Here is a 24109-nt window from a genome sequence, read left to right on the forward strand (position 1 = left end):
GATGCCCAAGCGCGACGACATCACGAGCGTGCTCGTCATCGGCTCCGGCCCGATCGTCATCGGCCAGGCCTGCGAGTTCGACTACTCGGGCACCCAGGCCTGCCGGGTGCTGCGCGAGGAGGGCATCCGCGTCATCCTCGTGAACTCCAACCCGGCCACGATCATGACCGACCCGGAGTTCGCCGACGCCACCTACGTCGAGCCGATCACCCCCGAGATCGTGGAGAAGATCATCGCCAAGGAGCGCCCCGACGCGGTGCTGGCGACCCTGGGCGGCCAGACCGCGCTCAACTGCGCGATGGAGCTGCACGAGCGCGGCATCCTCGAGAGGTACGACTGTCCGCTGATCGGCGCCAACGTCGAGGCCATCCAGCTCGGCGAGGACCGCGAGAAGTTCAAGGGCGTCGTCGAGCGCTGCGGGGCCGAGTCGGCCCGCTCGGCCATCTGCCACACCATGGACGAGGTGCTGGCGGCCGCCGACGACCTCGGCTACCCCGTGGTGGTGCGGCCGTCGTTCACCATGGGCGGTCTCGGCTCGGGCTTCGCGCACACCCCCGACGAGCTGCGCCGCATCGCCGGCGCCGGCCTCCAGTACAGCCCGGTCACCGAGGTGCTCCTCGAGGAGTCGATCCTGGGCTGGAAGGAGTACGAGCTCGAGGTCATGCGCGACCACGTCGACAACGTCGTGATCGTCTGCTCCATCGAGAACCTCGACCCGATGGGCGTGCACACCGGCGACTCCATCACCGTCGCCCCCGCCCTCACCCTGACCGACCGCGAGTACCAGCGGCTGCGGGACCTCAGCATCGCCATCATCCGCGAGGTCGGCGTCGACACCGGCGGCTGCAACATCCAGTTCGCCGTGAACCCCGACGACGGCCGCATCATCGTCATCGAGATGAACCCGCGGGTGTCGCGCTCGTCGGCGCTGGCCTCCAAGGCGACGGGGTTCCCGATCGCCAAGATCGCCGCCAAGATGGCGATCGGCTACACCCTCGACGAGGTGCCGAACGACATCACCCAGGAGACCCCGGCGTCGTTCGAGCCCACCCTCGACTACGTCGTGGTCAAGGTGCCGCGGTTCGCGTTCGAGAAGTTCCCCGCGGCCGACGACACCCTCACCACGACCATGAAGTCGGTCGGCGAGGCGATGGCCATCGGCCGCTCGTTCACCGAGGCCCTGCAGAAGGCGCTGCGCTCGCTCGAGAAGAGCGGCAGCAGCTTCCACTGGGACGGCGAGCGGCCCACCACCGAGGAGGCCCGCGCCCTGCTGGAGCAGGCCCGGCGCCCCACCGACGGGCGCATCGTGCTCGTGCAGCAGGCGCTGCGCGGTGGGCTCAGCGTCGAGGAGGTCCACGACGCCACCGGCATCGACCCCTGGTTCCTCGACCAGATGGCGCTCATCGAGGAGGTCGCCGACACCGTCGCCGCCGCCGAGCAGCTGAGCCCCGACCTGCTGCGCCTGGCCAAGCGGCACGGCTTCAGCGACGCCCAGCTCGCGCGGCTGCGGCGGATGCCCGAGGCCGTCGTGCGCGGGGTGCGGCACGCGCTCGGGGTGCGCCCGGTCTACAAGACCGTCGACACCTGCGCGGCCGAGTTCGCCGCGCACACGCCGTACCACTACAGCTCGTACGACGAGGAGTCCGAGGTCGCGCCCCGCGAGCGCCCGGCCGTGGTCATCCTGGGCTCCGGCCCCAACCGCATCGGCCAGGGCGTCGAGTTCGACTACTCGTGCGTGCACGCCAGCTTCGCCCTGCGCGACGCCGGCTACGACACCGTGATGGTCAACTGCAACCCCGAGACCGTCTCGACCGACTACGACACCAGCAGCCGCCTGTACTTCGAGCCGCTGACCCTCGAGGACGTCCTCGAGGTCGTGCACGCCGAGACCCAGGCCGGGCCCGTGGCGGGCGTCATCGTGCAGCTCGGCGGCCAGACCCCGCTGGGGCTGGCCAAGGCGCTCAAGGAGGCCGGGGTGCCGATCGTCGGCACCAGCCCCGAGGCCATCGACCTGGCCGAGGACCGCGGCGCCTTCGGCCGGGTGCTGGCCGAGGCCGGGCTGCCCGCGCCCAAGCACGGCACCGCCTACAGCGCGGCCGAGGCCGTCGAGATCGCCCGCGAGATCGGCTACCCGGTGCTGGTGCGCCCCTCGTACGTGCTCGGCGGCCGCGGGATGGAGATCGTCTACGACGACGAGACCCTCGGCGGCTACGTCGAGCGCGCCACCCTGGCGAGCCCCGAGCACCCGGTGCTGGTCGACCGCTTCCTCGACGACGCGATCGAGATCGACGTCGACGTCCTCTACGACGGCCACGAGATGTACCTCGGCGGGATCATGGAGCACATCGAGGAGGCCGGCATCCACTCCGGCGACTCCTCGTGCGCGCTGCCGCCGGTCACGCTCGGGGCCTCCGAGCTCGAGCGGGTGCGCGAGTCCACCCTGAAGCTGGCCGAGGGCATCGGGGTGCGCGGCCTGATGAACGTGCAGTTCGCCCTGGCCCAGGACATCCTCTACGTGCTCGAGGCCAACCCCCGTGCCTCACGCACGGTGCCGTTCGTGGCCAAGGCCACCGGGGTCGCGCTCGCCAACGCCGCTGCGCGGATCATGTTGGGCGCCACGGTGGCCCAGCTGCGCGAGGAGGGCGTGCTGCCGCGCCACACCGACGGCGGCCGGATGCCGGCCACGGCGCCGGTGTCGGTCAAGGAGGCCGTCCTGCCCTTCAAGCGGTTCCGGACCGCCGAGGGCCTCGTCGTCGACAGCCTGCTCGGCCCGGAGATGCGCTCCACCGGCGAGGTCATGGGCATCGACACCGACTTCGCCCGGGCCTTCGCCAAGGCCCAGCTCGGCGCCGTCAGCGGCCTCCCGACCTCGGGGACGGTGTTCGTCTCGGTCGCCAACCGCGACAAGCGGGCGATCATCTTCCCGGTCAAGCGCCTGGTCGACCTGGGCTTCCGCATCCTGTCGACCTCCGGCACCGCAGAGGTGCTGCACCGCAACGGCATCGAGGCGGAAGTCGTCCTGAAGCACGCGCAGCGTGGCGAGGGCGACACCTCGGTGGTCGACCTCATCAACGCCGGCGAGGTCGACATGGTGGTCAACAGCCCGAGCGGCCCGAGCGCCGACGCCCGGGCCGACGGCTACGCCATCCGGGCGGCCACGGCGGCGATGGACAAGCCCATCATCACCACCGTGCAGCAGCTGGCCGCGGCCGTGCTGGCCATCGAGGCCGTCCAGCGCGACGACCTCACGGTCACCTCGCTGCAGGACCACACCGCGGCGCTGGACCTGTTCGGCGTCGAGGCCGACGCGTGAGCAGCGGCGTCGTGCAGGTCACCGGCGAGCTCATCGCGAACCGGCGGGTCGGGGCCTACCACCACCTGACCGTGGTCGCGCCCGGGGTGGCCGAGCCGGCGGCACCGGGACAGTTCGTGGCGCTGGCGGTGGGCGGGCCCACGTCGGCCAACCTCCTGCGCCGCTGCTTCTCGCTGCACCGGGTCAAGCCCTCGGGCACCTACGGCGGCACCGTCGACGTCGTCATCGCGGCGCACGGGCCGGGGACCCAGTGGCTGACGGCCCTGCGCCCGCACGACGCGGTCGACGTCGTCGGGCCGCTGGGGCGGGCGTTCCCGCTGCCGTCGGAGCCCGTGTCGTGCGTACTGGTGGGCGGCGGCTACGGCTCGGCGCCGTTGTTCTGGCTGGCCGAGACCCTGCGTGAGCGGGGCTGCCACGTCGAGATGGTGCTGGGCGCCGCCTCCGAGGACCGCCTGTTCGGCGTCGTCGAGGGCCGGCGCGCGGCCGATGCCGTGCACGTCACCACCGACGACGGCTCGGCCGGCCGCAAGGGCTGGGTCTCCGACGTGCTCGGCGAGGTCGTCGAGCGCACGGCGGCCGGGGTGGTCTACGCCTGTGGCCCGATGGCGATGCTGCGCTCGGTCACCGAGGTGGCGCAGGCCCACGGCGCGGTCGCCCAGGTGGCGGTCGAGGAGTCGATGGCCTGCGGCATCGGGGTCTGCATGACCTGCGTCCTGCCCGTCACCGGCGCCGACGGGCTCACCCGGATGGTCCGCTCCTGCGTCGAGGGCCCGGTCTTCCGCGGCGACCGGGTCCGCTGGGACGCGATCGGCGACGGCATCTCCCGGGTGCCGGACGACGCCGTGGGCGCCCCGAGGCCGGGAGGCCACTGATGGCCGACATGTCGACGACCCTCGCGGGCGCCTCGCTGCCGAACCCGGTGATGACGGCGTCGGGCTGCGCCGCGGGCGGCAAGGAGCTGCAGCGGTTCTTCCCCGTCTCCGAGCTCGGCGCCTTCGTCACCAAGACCGTGATGCGCGACCCGCGCTCCGGGCGCCCGACGCCCCGGATGGCCGAGACGCCGTCCGGGATGCTCAACTCCATCGGGCTCCAGGGCCCTGGCATCGACGCCTTCTGCGAGCAGGACCTCGCGTGGCTGCAGGCGCAGGGGGCGCGGGTGCTGGTGTCGGTCGCCGGCAACACCGCCGAGGAGTTCGGCGAGGTGGTCGAGCGGCTCGTGGCGAGCCCCGCGTGGGAGTGCGTGGTCGGCGTCGAGGCCAACATCTCGTGCCCCAACGTGGCCAACCGCGGCCTGGTCTTCGCGTGCGACCCGGTGTCGTCCGAGCGCGTGGTGCGCATCGTGCGCGGTCGGGTCCCCGCGTCGGTCCCGGTCTTCGCCAAGCTCACCCCGGACGTCACCGACATCGTCGCCATCGCGGCGGCGGCCCTCGGGGCCGGAGCCTCGGGCCTGACCATGGTCAACACCCTGCTCGGCATCGTCATCGACACCGACCGGCTGCGCCCGCAGCTGGCCGGCGTCACCGGTGGCCTCTCGGGGCCGGCCGTGCGCCCGGTGGCGGTGCGCGCCATCTGGCAGGTCACCGCCGCGATGCGGGCCGGCACCCTGGCGAGCGCACCGGTCATCGGGGTCGGGGGAGTGCGCACGGGGCGCGATGCCCTCGAGCTCGTCGCCGCCGGGGCCAGCGCCGTGCAGGTCGGCACCTCGACCTTCAACGACCCGAGTGCGCCGCGCCGCGTGCTCACCGAGCTGGAGGCCGAGATCGACCGGCACGGCTTCGACCGGTTCGCCGACGTGGTCGGCATCGCCCACGAGAGGATGGCCCGCCCATGAGCCCCACCCCGCAGACCGCCGCCCCCACCCCGTTCGGGGTCCGGCTCCGGGCGGCCATTGACGAGCACGGCCCCCTGTGCGCCGGCATCGACCCGCACGCCGCGCTGCTGGAGGCCTGGGGCCTGCCCGACACCGTCGACGGCCTCGAGCGCTTCGCCTTGACCTGCGTCGAGGCGTTCGGCGGGGCCGTGGCCTGCGTCAAGCCGCAGTCGGCGTTCTTCGAGCGGTTCGGCTCCCGCGGCGTCGCCGTGCTCGAGCGCACCCTGGAGGCCCTGCGCGAGGCCGGCACCCTCAGCCTGCTCGACGCCAAGCGCGGTGACATCGGCACCACGATGGCGGGCTACGCCCAGGCGTACCTCTCCGACGCCTCCCCGCTCCGGGCCGACGCCCTCACGGTCAGCCCCTACCTGGGGTACGAGTCGCTGCGCCCGGCCCTGGACCTGGCGGCCGCCACGGGGAGGGGCGTGTTCGTCCTGACCCTCACCTCCAACCCCGAGGGCCCCTCGGTGCAGCACGCCGTCCGCGCGGGGCGCACCGTGGCCGCCGCGGTGGTCGACGGCGTGGCCGCCGACAACGCCGCCGCGCGGGCGGCCGGCGAGCTCGGCAGCATCGGCACCGTGGTCGGCGCCACCGTCGGCTCGGCGGTCGCCGACCTCGGGCTCGACCTCGCCGGAGCCGGCGGGCCCGTCCTGGCGCCGGGGCTCGGGGCCCAGGGCGGCACCGCCGACGGGCTGCGCGCGACCTTCGGGGACGCCCTGGCGCTGGTGCTCGGCAACAGCTCGCGCGAGGTGCTCCGGGCGGGGCCCCAGGCCTCCGCGCTGCGGGCCGCGGCCCGGGCCGCGGCCGAGGCTCTGGCATCCGGGGTCGAGACACACCGGGGCTGAGGAGACGCTCAGGCGGTGGGCAGGTACAGTCGCGAAGGTACCGCCGGGTGTTGAGCAGCCAGCATCCGCACGTCAAAATCGAGGATCACTACGTGGCACTCCCTCCCCTCACCCAGGAACAGCGCACCGCGGCGCTCGAGAAGGCGGCCGCCTCCCGGCGCGAGCGCGCCGAGGTCAAGAACCGCCTGAAGCGCTCCGGTGCCTCCCTCCAGGGCGTCATCGCCGAGGGTCGCACCAACGACGTCATCGGCAAGATGCGGGTCTCGGCCCTGCTCGAGTCGATGCCCGGCGTCGGCCGGGTGCGCGCGCGCCAGATCATGGAGGACATCGGCATCTCCGAGAGCCGGCGGGTGCGGGGGCTCGGCCAGAACCAGGTGTCCGCCCTGCTCGACCGCTTCGGGCGGCAGTGACGGGCCGCTCCCGCCTCACCGTCCTCGCCGGGCCGACCGCGGTCGGCAAGGGGACCCTCGCGGCGTACGTCCGCGAGCACCATCCGCAGGTGTGGCTCTCCGTCTCCGCGACCACCCGTCGACCCCGCCCGGGCGAGGTCGACGGCGTGCACTACCACTTCGTCGACGACCAGCGTTTCGACGAGATGGTGCGTGACGGCGCCCTCCTGGAGTGGGCGGTCGTGCACGGCCGGGCGCGCTACGGCACGCCGCGGGCGCCCGTCGAGGAGGTCCTCGCCACGGGGCGCCCCGCCCTGCTGGAGATCGACCTGCAGGGTGCCCGCCAGGTGCGCGCGAGCATGCCCGACGCCTTCTTCGTCTTCCTGATGCCGCCCAGCTGGGACGAGCTGGTCCGCCGCCTGGTCGGCCGGGGGACCGAGGACGAGGCCGAGCGGGCCGCGCGGCTCGACACCGCCCGGGTCGAGCTCGCCGCTGCCGAGGAGTTCGACGTCAGCATCGTCAACGACGACGTTCGGCGCGCGGCGGAGGAACTCGTATCATGGATGGGATCCCCCGTACCCCCCACGAATCGAGACTGACGCGTGTCCGGAACCATCGCGAACCCCATCGGCATCACCAACCCGCCGATCGACGAGCTCCTCGAGCGCGCCGACTCCAAGTACGCGCTCGTGCTCTACTCCGCGAAGCGGGCCCGGCAGATCAACGCCTACTACGCGCAGCTCCAGGAGGGCCTGCTCGAGTACGTCGGGCCGCTCGTCGACTCCGAGGTGCACGAGAAGCCGCTGTCGATCTCCCTGCGCGAGATCAACGAGGGCCTGCTCACCTCCGAGCCGACCAACGACGCCGGCGAGCTCCTCCCCAAGGCCTGACCGCGTGAAGGTCGTCCTCGGGGTCGCCGGGGGCATCGCGGCGTACAAGGCCTGTTCGCTGCTGCGCCTGCTCTCCGAGGCCGGCCACGACGTGACCGTCGTCCCCACCGCCTCCGCCCTGCACTTCGTGGGCGAGGCGACCTGGGCGGCGCTGTCGGGCAAGCCGGTGCACACCGACGTCTGGTCCGACATCACCGAGGTGCCGCACGTGCGGATCGGCCAGGAGGCCGACCTCGTGGTCGTCGCCCCGGCCACGGCCGACCTGCTGGCCCGCGCCGCCACCGGCCAGGCCGACGACCTGCTCACCAACGTCCTGCTCACGGCGCGCTGCCCGGTGGTGATGGCCCCGGCCATGCACACCGAGATGTACGAGCACCCGGCCACCCAGGCGAACATCGCCACCCTCAGCGAGCGTGGCGTGCACATCGTCCCGCCCGCCTCGGGGCGCCTCACCGGCCAGGACACCGGTCCCGGCCGGCTGCCCGAGCCCGCGGAGCTGTTCGCCGTGTGCGAGCGGGTCCTGGCGCAGGGCAGCCCCGGGGGCGAGGTGCCCGCCGGGCCCGCGGCGCGTGGCCCGCTGGCCGGGCGCCGGGTGGTGGTCACCGCCGGCGGTACCCGTGAGCCGCTCGACCCGGTGCGCTACCTGGGCAACCGCAGCTCCGGCAAGCAGGGGTACGCGGTCGCCGCGGTCGCCGCGGCCCGGGGCGCCGAGGTCGTGCTGGTCACGACGTCCGGCCTGCCGGTGCCCGCCGGGGTCCGCGCCGTCCCCGTCGAGACCGCCCTCGAGATGGCGGCCGCGGTGCACGCGGCGGGCGCCGAGGCCGACGTCGTGGTGATGGCCGCGGCGGTCGCCGACTTCCGCCCCGCCGAGGTCGCCGCGCACAAGATCAAGAAGACCCACGCTGCTGCTCCGGGCGGCACCCCCGACGAGTCGGCCCCGGTGGTCGCGCTGGTCCGCAACCCCGACATCCTGGCGGGGCTGGTCGCCGCACGTGGTGCGTCGTCGTCGCCGCTCGTCGTGGGGTTCGCGGCCGAGACCGGTGACGAGGACGGCACGGTGCTCGAGCACGGCCGCGCCAAGCTCGAGCGCAAGGGCTGCGACGTCCTCGTGGTCAACGAGGTCGGGCCCGGCAAGGCCTTCGGCACCGACGTCAACACCGTGCACGTGCTGCGGCGGGGGAGCGACGGGGTGCTCGACGTCGGGCCTGCGAGCAAGGACGCCGTGGCCGGCGCCGTCTGGGACGTGGTGGGCGACCTGCTCTGAGCCGGCCGGGACGCCCTCAGGTGGCGGTGTACTCCACCGACCAGCCGCGGCCCAGCTCGCCCGCCAGGTCCGGGAACACCCGCAGCCGCTGCGGCGGCACAGGGGGCAGGCCGGGGCTCACCGCCGCGCGGGCTGCTTCTTCCGGCCTTGGGGCGCCGGGGTGTCCTCGGACGGGTGCGTCTCGGCGGGCGCGGCGTCGGGAACCTGGGCGGCCGGCTCCTCGCCGGTCGCGGCGTCCTCCGGCTCGACCTCCTCCTCGACGGTCTCGGCCGGCTGGGTCTCGGCCGGCTGGGTCTCGGCCGGCGCCTCGGGCGCGGCGGGTGCCTCGTCGGCCTGGGCCACGATGGCCTCGGCCGCGGCCGGGCCGCCGAGGGTGGCGAGCATGTTGCGGACGTTGGAGAGCTGCGCGGTGATGCTGTCGCGCCGGGCGGTGGCGGCGGCCAGCTCGCGCTCGGAGTCGCGGCGGACCCGCTCGGCCTGCTCGCGGGCGGCCCGGACGAGCTGGGCGGCCTCGGTCCGGGCGGCCTCGAGGACGCGGGCGGCCTCCTCGGACTTGGTGCGGTGGTCCTCGTCGGCCTCGCGCGCCAGCAGGTCGGCCCGCTCCTGGACCGCGCGCAGCGCGTCGTCCTGCTTGGCCATCTGCTCGGTGAACTCGGCGGCCGAACGGTCGCGACGCTCACCGAGGGTCTTCTCGAAGTCGGCGGCCTGCGCGGCCGCGGTGGCCCGCTGCTTCTCGAAGTACGCCTCCGCCTCCTCGCGGCGGGCGGCGGCCTCACGGGCGGCGTCGTCGATGATGGAGTCGGCCTCGGCCTTGGCCCGCGCGAGGACCTGGGCGCCGTCGGTGTCGGCCCGGTTGCGGACCTCCTCGGCGTAGCGGTCGGCCTCGGCGCGCACCAGCTGGGTCTCGTCGGCGGCGACCCGGCGGACCTCGGCGGCCTCGGCCTGGGCGCTCTGGCGGATGGAGCCGGCCTCCTCGTCGGCGAGCCCCAGCATCCGCCCGATCCGCTCGCCGAGGTCGGCGAAGGTGGGGCTGGACGCCTTGCGGGTCTGCTCCTCCAGCTCGGAGACCTTGGCGCGGTGCGCCTCGAGCTCACCCGCCGTCGCCTCCTGGTCCTGGCGGACCTTGGTCAGCTGCACCGAGCTCTCGGCGGCCTCCTGGCGCGCCGCCTCCGCCTCGCGTCGGGCCGACTCGACGGCCTGGTGCAGCGCGGCGACGTGCGCGTCGACCTGGACGGGGTCGTAGCCACGGAAGACGGTCGGGAACTCCGGCTGGTTCATGAGGACTCCTGTGGTTCAGAGGTGAGGTCGGTGGAAGCGGTGGCGGGCTCGGGCCGCGGGGACCCGCCCGGGGAGGCCCCGGTCGGCTGCGGGTCCTGGACGGCGAGGGCCTCGATGACCCCGGACAGCCGCCCGAGCTGAGCCGTGATCGCATCACGTCGCGCTGCGAGTGTATGCACCTCGGCGCGGGCGCGCTCGACCGCAGCGTGGGCCTCGGCCCGCACCGTGTCGGCGCGCAGGCGTGCCTCCTCCGAGGCCTGCACGATCTCGGCCCGGGCGCCGCGGTGGTACTCGTGCGCCTCCCGCTGCATCCGCTCGACGTCCTCGGCGGCGCGCTGGCGCACCAGGCGGGCGCCGTCCTCGGCCTCGGCCAGGCGGCGCTCGGCGCGCCGGGTCGACTCGACCTCCCGGCGGCGGGCCTCCTCGAGGAGCCGGTCGGACTCGGCCGTGGCGGCGGCCCGGGTGCGCTCGGCGTCGGCGCGGGCCTCGGCCAGCACCGACGCGGCCTGCTCGCGCAGCCGGCGCGACTCGGCCTCGGCCTCCGCCAGCCGGTCGCGGGCCTTGGCGGTGGCGCTCCCGAGGAGGGTCTGGACCCGGTGTCGGTGGGTGCGGGCCCGGTCGGCGAGCTCCTGGTGGTGCTCGCGGGCGCGCCGCTCGCGTTCGGTCTCGGTGCGGTCGAGGATCTCGCGGACCGTTCCCTGTGCCCAGGTGAGGTGCTTGTCGGCGGCCTCGACGGTGGCGTGGGCCTCGATCTCGGCGTCGGTGACGATGCGGGCCGCGGCGGTGCGGGCGTCCTCGACCAGCAGGTCGGCCTCGACGCGGGCGCCGTTCTCGCGGGTCGTGAGGGCCGCCAGCCGGGAGGCGACCTCGGCCTCGGCCTCCTCGCGGTGGCGCGCCGCGTAGGTCTCGGCCTCGTCGCGCAGCCCGTGCAGCTCCTGCTCGGTCGACTCCCGCAGTGCGACGAGCTCGCCGGTGTGCCGCTCGTGCTCGTGGGTCCAGCGCTCCTGGTGGGCGCGCTCCTCGTCGGCGAGCCGCGCCATCGTGGTGTCGTGCTCGCCGCGGGCCGTGCCCAGCAGGGCCTCGGCGCGCTCCTGGGCGTCGGCCAGCAGGGCGGCGGCCTGGTCCTGGGCGATGTTGAGCGCCTCGTCGGTGGCCTTGGTGGCCCCGGCGCGCAGCTGTGCCGCCTGGTCGGCGGCGTCGGCCAGCATGATCTCGACCTCGGCACGGGTGTCGGCCAGGGTGCGCTCGGCCTCGGCCCGGCCGGCCTCGACGCGCGCCGAGAGGGTGGCGAGCTCGTGGGCGGCGGCGGCGGTCTCGTCACGTATCCGGGCCGCCTCGGCGCGAGCCTCGCGCAGCTCGCGACCCGCGTCCTCACGGAGCTGGTCGGCCAGGGTCTGGGCCCGGGTGAGCAGGCCCAGCGCCTCGTCGACGGGGCTCGCGGGCGGCGTCGGCGCACGGCCCGTCGTCGTCGGCTCACTGCTCGACCGGTCGGACACGAGGCCCATGATTACAGAACGGCCCGCCACGTGCCGGACCAGAGGAAGCGGGTCTCACGCGGCAGGTAGATTGACGAGGTGCCACCACCGGTTCGCGGTGGATGTCGACCATGAAGGAGTTGCCGCGTGTCCGCACGCCTGTTCACGTCCGAGTCCGTCACCGAGGGCCACCCGGACAAGATCTGCGATCAGATCTCCGACAGCATCCTCGACGCGCTCCTCGCCCAGGACCCGCACAGCCGGGTCGCGGTCGAGACGATGGTGACGACCGGTCTGGTCCACGTCGCCGGCGAGGTGACCACCGAGGCGTACGTCGAGATCCCGCAGGTGGTCCGCGAGACGGTGCTCGGCATCGGCTACGACTCCTCGACCAAGGGCTTCGACGGCGCCTCGTGCGGCGTCGAGGTGTCGATCGGGCAGCAGAGCCCGGACATCGCCCAGGGGGTCGACACCGCGTTCGAGAACCGCACCGGCGGGGTCGACCCCAAGGACAAGCAGGGCGCCGGCGACCAGGGCCTGATGTTCGGCTACGCCTGCGAGGACACCGCCGAGCTCATGCCGCTGCCGATCTACCTCGCGCACCGGCTCTCGGAGCGCCTGACGGCCGTCCGCAAGAACGGCGAGCTGTCCTACCTGCGCCCCGACGGCAAGACCCAGGTCACCATCGCGTACGACGGCGACACCGCCGTCTCGCTCGACGCCGTGGTGCTCTCGACCCAGCACGCCGACGACATCAGCCTCGACGGCCTGCTCGACCCCGACATCCGCAGCCACGTCATCGAGCCGGTCCTGGCCGAGCTCGCCGACTCCGGCACCCAGCTGCGCACCGACTCCTACACGACCTACATCAACCCCACCGGCAAGTTCGTCATCGGTGGCCCGATGGGCGACGCCGGCCTCACCGGCCGCAAGATCATCGTCGACACCTACGGCGGGATGGCGCGCCACGGTGGCGGCGCGTTCTCGGGCAAGGACCCCTCGAAGGTCGACCGCTCGGCCGCCTACGCGATGCGGTGGGTCGCCAAGAACGTCGTCGCGGCCGGCCTGGCCCGCCGCTGCGAGGTGCAGGTGGCCTACGCCATCGGCGTCGCCCAGCCCGTGGGGCTCTACGTCGAGACCTTCGGCACCGAGACCGCCCCGGTCGACAAGATCCAGGCGGCCATCCACCGCGTCTTCGACCTGCGCCCGCTCGCCATCCTCGAGGACCTCGACCTGCTGCGGCCCATCTACAAGCCGACCGCGGCGTACGGGCACTTCGGCCGCACGAGCGCCGCGGGCGTCGAGAACGCCTTCACCTGGGAGCGCACCGACCGCGTCGAGGCGCTCCAGCGCGCGGTGGCCGGCTGACCGGCCCGTCGTCCACAGGCGGAGCCCGCCGGCCCTTCCGGGGTCGGCGGGCTCCGCTAGGTTCGGGGCCGTGACGGGGAGTGCGGACGAGGGCCAGCAGCTGGCCCTCGGCGTCCCCGCCGCGCCCACGCCGGCCCCGCGGCGCCGGCCCGTGGGCGCCGACCCCACCACCGACGACCGGCCGGTGGCCCTGGTCCAGGTCGACACCGGCCTGGCCCACCTCGACCGGCCCTTCGAGTACACGGTGCCCGAGTCGGCCGCCGCCGCTGCCGAGCCCGGGGTGCGGGTGAAGGTGCGCTTCGCCGGGCAGGACCTCGACGGCTGGGTCCTCGAGCGCCGCGACGCCGCCGACCACGCGGGCCGCCTCTCGCCGCTGCGCCGGGTGGTCTCGCCCGAGCCGGTGCTCACCCCCGAGGTGCTGCGCGCGGCGCGGGCGGTGGCCGCCCGCTACGCGGGGACCCTCGGCGACGTCCTGCGGCTCGCGGTGCCTCCGCGCCACGCCCGGGCCGAGCAGGCGCTGCCCCCCGAGCCGCCCGAGCACCCGCCCCTCCCCGAGCACGAGCCCCGAGCCTGGCTCCCGTACCCCGCAGGGCCGGCCTTCCTGACCCACCTGCGCGGTGGGGGCGCTCCCCGGGCCTCGGTGCTGGCGCTGCCCACCGTCGCGCCGGATGCCGCGTGGCCCGCGCTGGTGGCCGAAGCGGCCCGGGCCTGCGTCGAGGCCGGGCGCGGGGCCGTCGTGGTCGTGCCGGACCACCGCGACGTACGGCGGGTCGAGGCGGCCCTGCTGGCCGTCCTCGGTCCGGGGCGCCACGTCCGGCTCACCGCCGACCAGGGGCCGCAGGCGCGTTACACCGCCTACCTCAAGGCGCGGCGCGGCCACGTACCGGTGGTGGTCGGCACCCGGGCGGCCGCCTTCGCGCCGGTGCACGACCTCGGCCTGGTCGTGTGGTGGGACGACGGCGACGACCTGCTCGAGGAGCCGCGGGCGCCCTACCCGCACGTGCGCGAGGTCCTGCTGGCGCGCGCCGAGCAGGAGGGGGCGGCCGTCCTCACCGCCGGCCTCACCCGCTCGGTCGCCGTGGCCGACCTCGTGGCGCGTGACGTGCTGAAGGCCGTCGACGCCCCGCGAACCGCCGTGCGTGGGGCGGTGGCGGCGGTCCGCGTGGCCGGTGAGGGCACCGACGTCGAGCGCGATCCCGCCGCGGCCGCCGCGCACCTGCCGAGCGTGGGATGGCGGCTGGCCAAGGAGGCCCTGGCGTCGGGGCCGGTGCTGGTGCAGGTGCCGCGCCGGGGGTACCTGCCGTCGCTGTCCTGCCAGGACTGCCGCCGGCCGGCCCGGTGCGTCGTGTGCGCCGGCCCGCTGGCGCTGGCCGGCCCCGCCGGGCCGCCGGCCTGCCGCTGGTGCGGGCGGGTCGAGACGGCGTTCTCGTGCCCCGCGTGCTCGGGGACGCGGCTGCGCTCGTCGGTGGTGGGGGCGCGCCGCACCGCCGAGGAGCTGGGGCGCGCGTTCCCGGGGGTGCCGGTCGAGCGCTCGGGAGCCGGCACCGTGCTCGACGCGGTGGCCGGCGGGCCGCGCCTGGTCGTCTCCACGCCCGGGGCCGAGCCGGTGGCCGACGGCGGCTACGCGGCGGCCCTCCTGCTCGACGCGTGGGCCCTGCTCGACCGCCCCACGCTCGACGCCGGCGAGGAGGCCCTGCGCCGCTGGTGCGCGGCCGTGGCCCTGGTGCGCCCGGCCGCCGAGGGCGGGCGCGTCGTCCTGGCCGGAGCCCCCACCCACGTGTCGGTCCCGGCCGTCGAGGCGCTCGTGCGCTGGGACCCCGCCTGGTTCGCCGGCCGCGAGCTCGACGAGCGGCGCGAGCTGTCGCTGCCGCCCACCGCGCGCCTGGCCGCGCTCACCGGGTCGCGAGCGGCCGTGGCGGCGGCCCTGGCCGAGCTCGAGCCCCTCGTGCCGGCCTCCGTGCTCGGCCCGCTGCCGCAGGCCGGCGACCGCTGGCGGGCCCTGCTCACCGCCACGGTCGAGGACGGCGCCGTCCTCGCGCGCGAGCTCGCTGCCCTCAAGGCCCGGGCCTCGGCCCGCAAGGAGCCCGACCCCGTCACCGTGCGGGTCGACCCCCGCGACCCCGCCTCCTGAGGCGGGGTCCCGGGGCGCACCTAGACTCGCCGGGTGCGTCTCGTCCTGGCCGGTACCCCCGACACCGCGGTCCCGTCGCTGCGCGCCCTGCTGGCCTCGCGCCACGAGGTCGTGGCCGTCGTCACCCGCCCGGACGCCCGCGCCGGTCGGGGCCGCTCACTGGTGGCCTCGCCGGTCAAGCAGGTCGCGCTCGAGCACGGCCTCGAGGTGCTGACGCCCGACCGGCCGCGCGACCCGGAGTTCCTCGACCGGCTGCGGGCCATCGCCCCCGACTGTTGCCCGGTGGTCGCCTACGGGGCGCTGCTGCCGCGGGTCGCGCTCGACGTCCCCGTCCACGGCTGGGTCAACCTGCACTTCTCGCTGCTGCCCGCGTGGCGGGGGGCCGCACCGGTGCAGCGGGCCCTGATGGCGGGCGACGAGCTCACCGGCGCCAGCACCTTCGTCATCGAGGAGGGTCTCGACACCGGCCCCGTGCTCGGCGCCGTCACCGAGACCGTCCGCCCCGACGACACCGCCGGCACGCTGCTGGCCCGCTTGGCCGACACCGGCGCCGGGCTGCTGGTGGCCACCATGGACGGGCTCGAGGAGGGCTCGCTGGTCGCGGTGCCCCAGCCTGCCGACGGGGTCAGCCACGCGCCCAAGCTGACGACCGAGGAGGCCGCGGTCCGCTGGGCGCTCCCGGCGCACGTCGTCGACCGGCAGGTCCGCGGCTGCACCCCGAACCCCGGGGCCTGGAGCACGTTCCGTGGCGAGCGGCTGGGCATCGGGCCGTTCGCGTCCGTCACCGCGCCGCCGGACGACGGGCCCGCGCTCGCGCCCGGCGCCGTCCGCGCCACCAAGCGTGCGGTGCTGGTGGGTACCGCCTCCGGCCCGGTCGTCCTGGGCGAGGTGCGGCCGGCCGGCAAGAAGGGGATGGCCGCGGCCGACTGGGCCCGGGGCGTGCGCGTCGCCGAGGGCGAGACCCTGGGCTGAGGCGCGCGCGTCACTCGCCCGGCAGTGGTTCCGCGGGGAGGGGACCGAGCCCGCTGAACGCTGCCAGGTAGGGCTGCACGTCACCGCGGGCGACCCAGCTCCGCAGCTGGGCCTCGGTGCGGCGGGCGGTGAGGGCCCGGAAGAGGTCGAACCCGGAGGCCTGCAGCACCGTCGCCGCGTCGTCGTCGGTCCCGTGGGACACCCAGCGGCGGTCGCCGGCGTCGAGCAGCACCGGGGGGAGGTCGGCGACGGCGGCGCGCCAGCGCCCCAGCATCCGCTCACGGACGGCGTCGAGCCCGGGGGTGTCGCGGGCGCCGGGCATGCGGAGCGCTCCCCGGAGGTCCTGTTCGTGGATGACGACGTCGCCCAGTGGGCGGGTGCCGTTCAGGCGCATCCAGTCGACGAGGTCGGGGGCCAGCGAGCGCCACTCGCGCACCAGCGCGGAGGCAGGGCGGCCGCGCCGCGCCTCGACCTGGGCCTGGGTCCAGGTGGCGTTGTGGTCGTCGGGCTCGTCGCCGGCGAGCACGTCGGCGCCCAGGCCGACCATGTGCGACAGCAGGTCGCGGGCGGTCCACGCCGGGGTCGCCGGCACGGTGAACTCCATCGCGTCGTCGCCGGCGTCGAGGACGAGGGTGCAGACGCGGTCGTGCGCGCGCCGCCACTCGCTGATGTCGTCCGGTGCCATGACGGCATCTCAGCACATCAGCGGCCCCGGTGGCGGCTGGGGCCGCCGGCCGGTCGCCGGTGAGGCGGGTGGGACGGGCGGGCCGCTGACCGTTAGCCTCGGCGGGTGCCCGACCGCCCCGACCGACCCACCGGCGGCGGCCCGCGCCGCCGCTCCGTCACCACCCCGGCGCAGCGGACCCGCCGCGCCGAGCCGACCCGCTTCGCCGCCTTCCAGCTGCTGCGGGCGGTCGCCGACGGGGCCTACGCCAACCTCGAGATGCCCCGGATCATCCGCCAGCGCGCGCTCGGCCCCCGGGACGCCGCCTTCGCCACCGAGCTCGCGTTCGGCACGGTCCGCTGGCAGGGGCTCTACGACGCCGTCATCGCCGTGGCCGCCGACCGCCCGGTCGAGCGCATCGACCCCGAGATCCTCGACGTGCTGCGGCTCGGGGTGCACCAGCTGCTCGGGATGCGGGTCCCCGCTCACGCCGCCGCCGACCAGACCGTCGGGCTGGCGCGCACCGTGGTCGGGCAGGGCGCGTCGGGGCTGGTCAACGCCGTGCTGCGCCGCACCAGCGAGCGCTCGCTCGAGGAGTGGACCGAGGCCGTGACGCCCGCGGGCGGGGGAGTGCCGGCACTGGCCGTGCGCCACTCGCACCCCGAGTGGGTGGTCACCGCCATCCGGGCCGCCCTGCTGGGTCACGCCCGTGCCACCGCCGACACCGTCGACGCCGAGCTCTCGGCCCTGCTGGCCGCCGACAACGTCCCCCCGCAGGTGCACCTGGTGGCCCGCCCCGGGCTGGTCGGGGTCGACGAGCTCGCGGCCGACGCCGACGCCGAGCCGAGCCCGGCCTCGGCCGTCGGTGTGCGGCTGCGCAGCGGTGACCCCGGGCGCATCGCCGCCGTCCGCGACGGCCGCGCGGCCGTGCAGGACGAGGGCTCGCAGCACGTGGCGCTGGCGCTCGCGGCCGTCGAGGTGGGGCCCGAGGTCCCCGCCCGCTGGCTCGACATGTGCGCCGGGCCCGGGGGCAAGGCAGGGGTGCTCGCGGCCCTCGCGCTGGAGGCCGGCGCCGACCTGACCGCGGTCGAGGTCACCCCCCATCGGGCCGCCCTGGTGCGCTCGACCCTGACCCGCCTCACCGCGCGTGCCGAGGCCGCTGGACGCTCGGTCGAGGTCCGCACCGCCGACGGCCGCGAGATCGGCGACGACGAGCCGGGCCGCTACGGGAGGGTGCTGGTCGACGCCCCGTGCACCGGGCTGGGGGCGCTGCGCCGCCGCCCCGAGGCGCGCTGGCGCCGGCAGCCCGCCGACCTCGCGACCCTCGGCCCGCTGCAGCGCGCGCTGCTCGCCTCGGCCCTCGACGCCGTGGCGCCCGGCGGGGTCGTCGCGTACTCCACCTGCAGCCCGCACGTGGCCGAGACCCGGTTCGTGGTCTCCGACGTCCTCAAGAAGCGCGACGACGTCGAGGTGGTCGACGCGCGTCCGTACCTGCGCGACGCCGCGGGCGAGCAGCTGCCCGAGCTGGGCGACGGCCCGTACGTGCAGCTCTGGCCGCACGTGCACGGCACCGACGCGATGTTCCTGGCCCTGCTGCGCAAGCGTCCGTCCTGACCGCGCACGCATCTCGCTAGGGTGGCGCCCGTGCAGATCTCGCCCTCGATCCTGGCCTCCGACTTCGCGAACCTCCAGTCCGAGCTCGAGGCCATCGCCACGGCCGACTGGGCCCACGTCGACGTCATGGACAACCACTTCGTCCCCAACCTGACCCTGGGGCTGCCGGTGGTCGAGGCGCTGCTGAAGGTCTCGCCCGTCCCCCTCGACTGCCACCTGATGATCGACGACCCCGACCGCTGGGCGCCCGGCTACGCCGAGGCCGGCGCGGGGTCGGTCACCTTCCACGTCGAGGCCGCCGCCGACCCCGTGGCCACCGCCCGCGCCATCCGGGCGGCCGGGGCGCGGGCAGCGTTCGCCGTCAAGCCCGGCACCGACTTCGCGCCCTACGAGGAGCTGCTGCCCGAGGTCGACATGGTCCTGGTCATGACGGTCGAGCCCGGCTTCGGCGGCCAGTCGTTCATGGCCGACCAGATGCCCAAGGTGCGCCAGGTCCGCGAGGCCGTCCGGCGGCACGGCGGCGAGATCTGGGTGCAGGTCGACGGCGGGGTCGCCGCCGACACCATCGAGCAGTGTGCCGAGGCGGGAGCCGACGTCTTCGTCGCCGGGTCGGCGGTCTACGGCAAGGACTCGGTCCCGGACGCCATCGCGGACCTGCGGGCCCTGGCCCTGCGGCACCGGCACTGACCGTGCCCTCGCTCCTGGAGCGGCTCGTCGCGAGTGACGGCTACGCGGCCGACCTCGACCTCACCGAGGGGCTCGCCCCGGGGGAGGTCCTCGAGGGTGTCGAGCTCGAAGGGTGCCGGCTCGACGGGTGCGTCCTCGAGAAGGCGGTGCTGCGCGACTGCATCCTCACCGACTGCACCCTCACGGGGTGCAACCTGTCGATGGCCGATCTCATCGGCACGCGCTTCACCGACTGCCGGTTCGTCGACTGCAAGGCACTCGGGGTGGTGTGGGGCCGGGCGGCGGTCGCGCCGCTGTCGACCCGGCCGTGGGACTTCGAGCGTTGCCGCCTCGACCTCGGCTCGTTCCGCGACGTGGCCGCGGCGGGTGCCCGCTTCGCCGACTGCTCGCTGCGCGAGGTCGACCTCGCCGGGGCCGACCTGCGCCGCGCCGACCTCGGCGGCTGCGACTTCGGCGGCGCCGCCTTCGCCGGGACCGACCTGCGCGAGGCCGTCCTGGTGGGTGCCGAGGGCTACGACCTCGACCCGGTCGAGAACCGGGTGCGCGGGATGCGCGTGGACGCCGGTGCGGCCGCCGGCATCCTGCGGGCGATGGGCCTGGTCGTCGAGGGCTGAGCCCCTCGCCGGGCTCCGCGGGTGCATACTGGGCACACGTGCTCCGGGGTCGGTGTAACTCCGAGCCGGCGGTGACAGTCCGCGACCCGACCGCAGCCAGCGGCCGGTTGACCTGGTGGAACTCCAGGACCGACGGTGAAAGTCCGGATGGTAGGCGCACGTGCCGACGGGACCACCAGGTCTCGTCGGTGGTCGTGATGGTCGGCGCGCACGCGCGCGCCGCTGCCGTCGGCGTCGACCATCCGCCCGGAGCCCGACCGCTGACCGGTTCGAGGCACGAGGGCGAGAGATGGACGAGAGCACCGCGCTGATGCAGCGGGCACTCGATGCTGCCCGCCTCGGCCCCGAGGCCGACCCCAACCCCCGCGTGGGCTGCGTCGTCACCGACGCCGCGGGCGCCGTGGTCGGCGTCGGCCACCACCGTGGTGCCGGTAGCGCGCACGCCGAGGTCGACGCTCTCGCGCAGGCCGGTGACCGGGCCCGGGGCGGAACCGCCCACGTCACCCTCGAGCCGTGCGACCACACCGGCCGCACCGGCCCCTGCACCCGGACCCTGCTCGACGCCGGGATCGCGCGCGTTGTGTTCGCGGTGGCCGACCCCGACCCGGACGCCGCCGGGGGAGGGGCCACCCTGGCCGCCGCCGGGGTCGCCGTCGAGCGCGGCCCGCTGGCCGAGCAGGCCGAGGAGCTCAACGCCTCGTGGCTGCACGCCCGCCGCACCGGCCGCCCGTGGGTCGTCGCCAAGACCGCGTCGACCCTCGACGGGCGCGTCGCCGCCGCCGACGGCTCGAGCCGGTGGATCACCGGCGAGGCTGCCCGCGAGGACGTGCACGCGCTGCGCGCCCGCTGCGGCGCGGTCGTCGTGGGCACCGGCACCGCGCTCACCGACGACCCGCAGCTCACCGTGCGCGGCGACGACGGCACCGCGGCCGCGCGCCAGCCGCTGCGCGTCGTCGTCGGGCGCCGCCCCCTCCCGGCCACCGCCCGGCTGCGTGACGGTGCGGCCGAGACCCTGGCGCTCGCGACCCACGACCCGGCCGAGGTGCTGGCGGCCCTGCACGCGGGCGGCGTCCACCGGGTGCTGCTCGAGGGCGGGCCCACCCTGACCGCCGCGTTCCTCAGGGCCGGGATGGTCGACGAGCTCGTCACCTACCTCGCGCCCGCCCTCCTCGGCGCCGGCCCGTCGGTCACGGCCGACCTCGGCGTCACGACCATCACCGATGCCGTGCGCCTGCGCCCCACCGACGTCACCGTCATCGGGGCCGACGTCCGGATCACCACCCGACCCCTGGCAAGGAGCTGACCGCCATGTTCACCGGCATCGTCGAGGAGCTCGGCACCGTCGTCGCGCTCGAGACCGCCACCGACTCCGCGCGGCTGACCATCCGTGGACCGCTCGTGACGAGCGACGCCGAGCACGGGGCCTCGATCGCGGTCAACGGGGTCTGCCTCACGGTCGTCACGCACGGCGACGGGGAGTTCTCGGTCGACGTGATGGCCGAGACCCTCGCCCGGTCGAGCCTCGGCGCGCTCGAGGCCGGCGCTCCGGTGAACCTCGAGCGCGCCATGCCCGCGTCCGGTCGCTTCGGGGGTCACGTCGTGCAGGGCCACGTCGACGGCACCGGCACCCTCATCGCGCGGACGCCCGGTGAGCAGTGGGAGGTCGTCGAGGTCTCGCTGCCGCGCGGGCTCGCGCCCTACGTCGTCGAGAAGGGGTCCATCACGGTCGACGGCGTCAGCCTGACCGTGGTCGACGTGGGGGAGTCCTCGTTCACGGTGTCGCTCATCCCGACCACGCTCGGGCTCACGACACTCGGCACCAAGGGCGTCGGCGACCCGGTCAACCTCGAGGTCGACGTCCTGGCGAAGTACGTCGAGCGGCTGCTGGCCGCCCGCTTCGCGGCGGAGGCCACGTCATGAGCCTCGCCACCGTCGAGCAGGCGCTCGATGCGCTGCGCGCCGGGCGGCCGGTGCTGGTCCTCGACGACGCGGACCGCGAGAACGAGGGCGATGTCGTGCTGGCCGCGCAGACCCTCACCGACGCGTGGCTGGCGTGGACCATCCGGCACAGCTCCGGCTACCTCTGCGCGCCGGTCACGGCCGAGGTCGCCGACCGGCTGGCGCTGCCGTTGATGGTGCTCGACAACCGCGACCCGCGCCGCACCGCGTACACGGTCACGGTCGACGCGGCCGCCGGGGTCACCACGGGCATCTCGGCCGCCGACCGCGCCCACACCATCCGCACCCTGGCCGACCCGGCGACCGGGCCCGACGACCTCGTCCGCCCCGGGCACGTCGTGCCGCTGCGGGCGCGCGACGGCGGCGTGCTCACCCGCGCCGGCCACACCGAGGCGGCCGTCGACCTGTGCCGGCTCGCGGGCCTGGCGCCTGTCGGCGCCATCGGCGAGCTGGTGGCCGACGACGGCACGATGCTGCGCACCCCCGAGGTGCTGGCGCTCGGCATCGAGCACGACCTGCCCGTCCTGACCATCGCCGACCTCGTCGCCTGGCGCCAGCGCCACGACCGGGTCGAGCGCGTCGCCGACACGGTGCTGCCGACGCGGCACGGCACCTTCCGCACCGTCGCCTACCGCGACGTCGTCACGGGGGTCGAGCACCTCGCGCTCGTGAGCCCCCGGGGTGTCCCGGGCGCCGCGCCGCTGGTCCGGCTGCATTCGGAGTGCCTGACCGGCGACGTCCTGGGCTCGCAGCGCTGCGACTGCGGGCCGCAGCTCGAGCGGGCCCTCGAGCGGGTGGCTGCCGAGGGCGGGGTCGTCGTGTACCTGCGCGGCCACGAGGGGCGCGGGGTGGGTCTCGGTGCCAAGCTGCGCGCGTACGAGCTCCAGGACCAGGGGCTCGACACCGTCGACGCGCAACTCGAGCTCGGGCTGCCCGTCGACGCACGCGAGTACGCCGCCGGCGCAGCCGTACTCGTCGACCTGGGCATCGAGTCGGTGCGGCTGCTGACCAACAACCCCGCCAAGGTCGCGGCCCTGCGCGGGCACGGCATCGAGGTCACGAGCGTCGAGCGGCTGCGCATCGCCCCCGGTCCCGACAACCGCACCTACCTTCGTACCAAGCGCGACCGGCTCGGCCACGACCTCGTCGTCGACAGCACCGACACCGGGACGACGGCGTGAGCGGCCGGCCGCAGGTCGCCGCAGCCAGGACCCGGCGCGTGTCACCACTCACCGAAGGAGTACGCCGAGCATGAGCGGAGACGGAGCCCCCGTCGTCAGCGTCGACGGGCACGGGCTGCGGGTCGCCGTCGTGGCGGCCTCGTGGCACCAGGAGGTGATGGACGGCCTCCTCGCCGGGGCCCTGCGCGGCCTCGAGGGCGCCGGCGTCACGTCGCCCACGGTGGTCCGGGTGCCGGGCACGGTCGAGCTCAGCGTGGCGTGCGCGCGACTGGCGCCCCATCATGACGCCCTCGTCGCGCTCGGTGTCGTCGTCCGCGGGGGCACCCCCCACTTCGAGTACGTCTGCCAGGGCGTCACGGCCGGCCTGACCCAGGTCGCCGTCGGCACCGGCGTACCGGTCGGCTTCGGCGTGCTCACCTGCGACACGACCGAGCAGGCGCTCGACCGGGCCGGCCTGCCGGGCAGCAGCGAGGACAAGGGGCACGAGGCGGCCACCGCCGCCGTCGCCACGGCCGTCACGCTGCGCGCCCTCGCCCCTGCACCCGCCGAGTAACCTGCCAGCCCGCATCGAGCGTCCTCGAGCCGACCCGCATCCCCCACCCCGCACAGCACCACCTCCCACCCCGAATAGCACCACCTCCCACCCCGCAGAACGGAGCCCCCCGCCCCCATGAACGCCCTCGTCACCGCGACCGACCCGTCGCAGAACCTCTTCCAGCAGGCGATCGACGCCGGCATCGCCATCGGCCCGTACACGCTGCACTGGCTCGAGCTGATCGGCGTCCTCATCGGCGTCGCATCGGCCTGGTACGGCATGAAGCGCGCCGTGTGGGCCTGGCCGGTGGGCATCGTCGCCAACATCATGCTGTTCTTCGTCTACATCGGCGCTGCGTTCGGCGCCGACCAGCGCATCCCCCTGTTCGGCCAGTCCGGGCGGCAGGTCTTCTTCATCATCGTCAGCATCTACGGCTGGGTCCGCTGGTCCCAGCACCGCAAGGCCTCCGGTGGCACCGGCGCCCCGGCCGTCATCCCGCGCTGGATGACGAGCCGCGAGCGTCTGGTCGTCGGTGCCGGCTGGCTCCTGGGCACCGTCGTGGTGCACCAGCTGTTCGTGGCGCTGTGGAACCTCTCGCCCAACCCGTACTACACCCCGCAGTGGTGGTTCTACTGGTGCGACGCCTGGATCTTCGTCGGCTCGATCGTGGCCACGTACTCGATGGCGCGCGGCTGGAACGAGTTCTGGCTGGCCTGGATCGGCGTCGATTTGGTCGGGGTGCCGCTCGGTTTCGCGACGGGCTACGTGCCGACCTCGGTGATGTACATCTTCTACGGGATGTTCGTGATCTACGGGTTCACCCAGTGGGTGAGGCTCACCCGTGAGGCCGACCTCGAGCGGGGCGGTCGACGCGCCGAACCGGCCTCCGTCTGAGGGGGGTTCAGCGCACCTTGGGGCGCACCGCGAACGGGCGGGTCGGCGAGGCCGGCCCGCCCGTTCGCTTGCTCGGGTCCGGGCTGTCCGGCTGGTGACGGCTCGTCCGTGGTCCTGTTCCAGACGGCCTGGATGGCGGCCTCCGCGGTCCCTCCTTCCCGCGGGC

At 75.2% G+C, this 24109-nt stretch carries 22 protein-coding genes and 1 riboswitch; of the genes, 19 read left to right on the plus strand and 3 right to left on the minus strand.

Going from position 1 to position 24109, the window contains the following annotated elements:
- The first annotated feature begins 1 nt into the window (after position 1).
- The 8 genes from carB to coaBC all read left to right on the plus strand — a co-directional run bounded on the left by carB (position 2) and on the right by coaBC (position 8571).
- Complete coding sequence (carB, locus tag ATL31_RS15965) at positions 2–3313, plus strand: carbamoyl-phosphate synthase large subunit (RefSeq protein ID WP_101396960.1); 3312 nt, start codon at positions 2–4, stop codon at positions 3311–3313.
- Positions 3310–4185: a dihydroorotate dehydrogenase electron transfer subunit gene (locus ATL31_RS15970; protein WP_101396962.1), complete on the plus strand. Its 876-nt coding sequence runs from the start codon at positions 3310–3312 to the stop codon at positions 4183–4185. The genes carB and ATL31_RS15970 overlap by 4 nt, the downstream gene beginning before the upstream one ends.
- Complete coding sequence (locus ATL31_RS15975) at positions 4185–5144, plus strand: dihydroorotate dehydrogenase (RefSeq protein ID WP_101396964.1); 960 nt, start codon at positions 4185–4187, stop codon at positions 5142–5144. The genes ATL31_RS15970 and ATL31_RS15975 overlap by 1 nt, the downstream gene beginning before the upstream one ends.
- Positions 5141–6028 carry an orotidine-5'-phosphate decarboxylase gene (pyrF, locus tag ATL31_RS15980; protein WP_101396966.1) on the plus strand — a complete coding sequence of 296 codons (888 nt, stop codon included), beginning with the start codon at positions 5141–5143 and terminating at the stop codon, positions 6026–6028. The genes ATL31_RS15975 and pyrF overlap by 4 nt, the downstream gene beginning before the upstream one ends.
- A 92-nt stretch (positions 6029–6120) precedes the next feature.
- Positions 6121–6438: an integration host factor, actinobacterial type gene (gene mihF / locus ATL31_RS15985; RefSeq protein ID WP_101396968.1), complete on the plus strand. Its 318-nt coding sequence runs from the start codon at positions 6121–6123 to the stop codon at positions 6436–6438.
- Positions 6435–7016, plus strand: coding sequence for a guanylate kinase (gene gmk, locus ATL31_RS15990; protein ID WP_101396970.1), 582 nt, complete (start codon positions 6435–6437; stop codon positions 7014–7016). The genes mihF and gmk overlap by 4 nt, the downstream gene beginning before the upstream one ends.
- 3 nt (positions 7017–7019) lie before the next feature.
- A complete protein-coding gene (rpoZ, locus tag ATL31_RS15995) occupies positions 7020–7307 on the plus strand; it encodes a DNA-directed RNA polymerase subunit omega (protein WP_055812195.1) in 288 nt (95 codons plus the stop codon).
- Between the two features lie 4 nt (positions 7308–7311).
- Entirely contained in the window at positions 7312–8571 is a 1260-nt protein-coding gene (coaBC, locus tag ATL31_RS16000) for a bifunctional phosphopantothenoylcysteine decarboxylase/phosphopantothenate--cysteine ligase CoaBC (protein WP_101396972.1), read from the plus strand.
- Between the two features lie 117 nt (positions 8572–8688).
- Here coaBC and ATL31_RS16005 read toward each other — a convergent pair whose 3' ends face one another.
- Together ATL31_RS16005 and ATL31_RS16010 are read right to left on the minus strand one after the other, a co-directional pair.
- Positions 8689–9849, minus strand: coding sequence for a coiled-coil domain-containing protein (locus ATL31_RS16005; RefSeq protein ID WP_101396974.1), 1161 nt, complete (start codon positions 9847–9849; stop codon positions 8689–8691).
- Positions 9846–11345, minus strand: coding sequence for a coiled-coil domain-containing protein (locus ATL31_RS16010; protein ID WP_101396976.1), 1500 nt, complete (start codon positions 11343–11345; stop codon positions 9846–9848). Before ATL31_RS16010 ends, ATL31_RS16005 begins: the two co-directional genes overlap by 4 nt.
- Before the next feature lie 126 nt (positions 11346–11471).
- Here ATL31_RS16010 and metK point away from each other — a divergent pair, with 126 nt between their 5' ends.
- From metK to fmt, 3 genes are all read left to right on the plus strand, one after another.
- Positions 11472–12692 (plus strand): methionine adenosyltransferase, encoded by a 1221-nt coding sequence (gene metK, locus ATL31_RS16015; RefSeq protein ID WP_101396978.1) that lies wholly within the window; start codon positions 11472–11474, stop codon positions 12690–12692.
- A gap of 70 nt (positions 12693–12762) precedes the next feature.
- Complete coding sequence (locus ATL31_RS16020) at positions 12763–14823, plus strand: primosomal protein N' family DNA-binding protein (RefSeq protein ID WP_101396980.1); 2061 nt, start codon at positions 12763–12765, stop codon at positions 14821–14823.
- A 33-nt stretch (positions 14824–14856) separates the two neighbouring features.
- Complete coding sequence (fmt, locus tag ATL31_RS16025; protein WP_101396982.1) at positions 14857–15795, plus strand: methionyl-tRNA formyltransferase; 939 nt, start codon at positions 14857–14859, stop codon at positions 15793–15795.
- Positions 15796–15805: 10 nt separating this feature from the next.
- Here fmt and ATL31_RS16030 read toward each other — a convergent pair whose 3' ends face one another.
- A complete protein-coding gene (locus ATL31_RS16030; RefSeq protein WP_101396984.1) occupies positions 15806–16480 on the minus strand; it encodes a maleylpyruvate isomerase mycothiol-dependent enzyme family protein in 675 nt (224 codons plus the stop codon).
- Positions 16481–16585: 105 nt separating this feature from the next.
- Between ATL31_RS16030 and ATL31_RS16035 the strand changes: the two genes are divergently transcribed.
- From ATL31_RS16035 to pnuC, 8 genes are all read left to right on the plus strand, one after another.
- On the plus strand, positions 16586–18073 hold the full coding sequence (locus tag ATL31_RS16035; protein ID WP_101396986.1) for an RsmB/NOP family class I SAM-dependent RNA methyltransferase: 1488 nt from the start codon (positions 16586–16588) through the stop codon (positions 18071–18073).
- A gap of 30 nt (positions 18074–18103) precedes the next feature.
- A complete protein-coding gene (rpe, locus tag ATL31_RS16040) occupies positions 18104–18760 on the plus strand; it encodes a ribulose-phosphate 3-epimerase (protein WP_101396988.1) in 657 nt (218 codons plus the stop codon).
- A 2-nt stretch (positions 18761–18762) separates the two neighbouring features.
- Positions 18763–19374 (plus strand): pentapeptide repeat-containing protein, encoded by a 612-nt coding sequence (locus ATL31_RS16045; protein ID WP_158239861.1) that lies wholly within the window; start codon positions 18763–18765, stop codon positions 19372–19374.
- A gap of 35 nt (positions 19375–19409) precedes the next feature.
- A riboswitch (FMN riboswitch) is annotated at positions 19410–19537 on the plus strand.
- 126 nt (positions 19538–19663) lie between these two features.
- Entirely contained in the window at positions 19664–20677 is a 1014-nt protein-coding gene (gene ribD / locus ATL31_RS16050; RefSeq protein WP_101396992.1) for a bifunctional diaminohydroxyphosphoribosylaminopyrimidine deaminase/5-amino-6-(5-phosphoribosylamino)uracil reductase RibD, read from the plus strand.
- Between the two features lie 5 nt (positions 20678–20682).
- Positions 20683–21294: a riboflavin synthase gene (locus ATL31_RS16055; protein ID WP_101396994.1), complete on the plus strand. Its 612-nt coding sequence runs from the start codon at positions 20683–20685 to the stop codon at positions 21292–21294.
- Positions 21291–22514 (plus strand): bifunctional 3,4-dihydroxy-2-butanone-4-phosphate synthase/GTP cyclohydrolase II, encoded by a 1224-nt coding sequence (locus ATL31_RS16060; protein WP_101396996.1) that lies wholly within the window; start codon positions 21291–21293, stop codon positions 22512–22514. Before ATL31_RS16055 ends, ATL31_RS16060 begins: the two co-directional genes overlap by 4 nt.
- A gap of 70 nt (positions 22515–22584) precedes the next feature.
- Positions 22585–23067 carry a 6,7-dimethyl-8-ribityllumazine synthase gene (ribH, locus tag ATL31_RS16065; protein WP_101396998.1) on the plus strand — a complete coding sequence of 161 codons (483 nt, stop codon included), beginning with the start codon at positions 22585–22587 and terminating at the stop codon, positions 23065–23067.
- Positions 23068–23184: 117 nt separating this feature from the next.
- Positions 23185–23943 (plus strand): nicotinamide riboside transporter PnuC, encoded by a 759-nt coding sequence (gene pnuC / locus ATL31_RS16070; RefSeq protein ID WP_101397000.1) that lies wholly within the window; start codon positions 23185–23187, stop codon positions 23941–23943.
- Positions 23944–24109: the final 166 nt, after the last annotated feature.

This window comes from Phycicoccus duodecadis (assembly GCF_002846495.1).
Taxonomy (GTDB): Bacteria; Actinomycetota; Actinomycetes; order Actinomycetales; family Dermatophilaceae; genus Phycicoccus; species Phycicoccus duodecadis.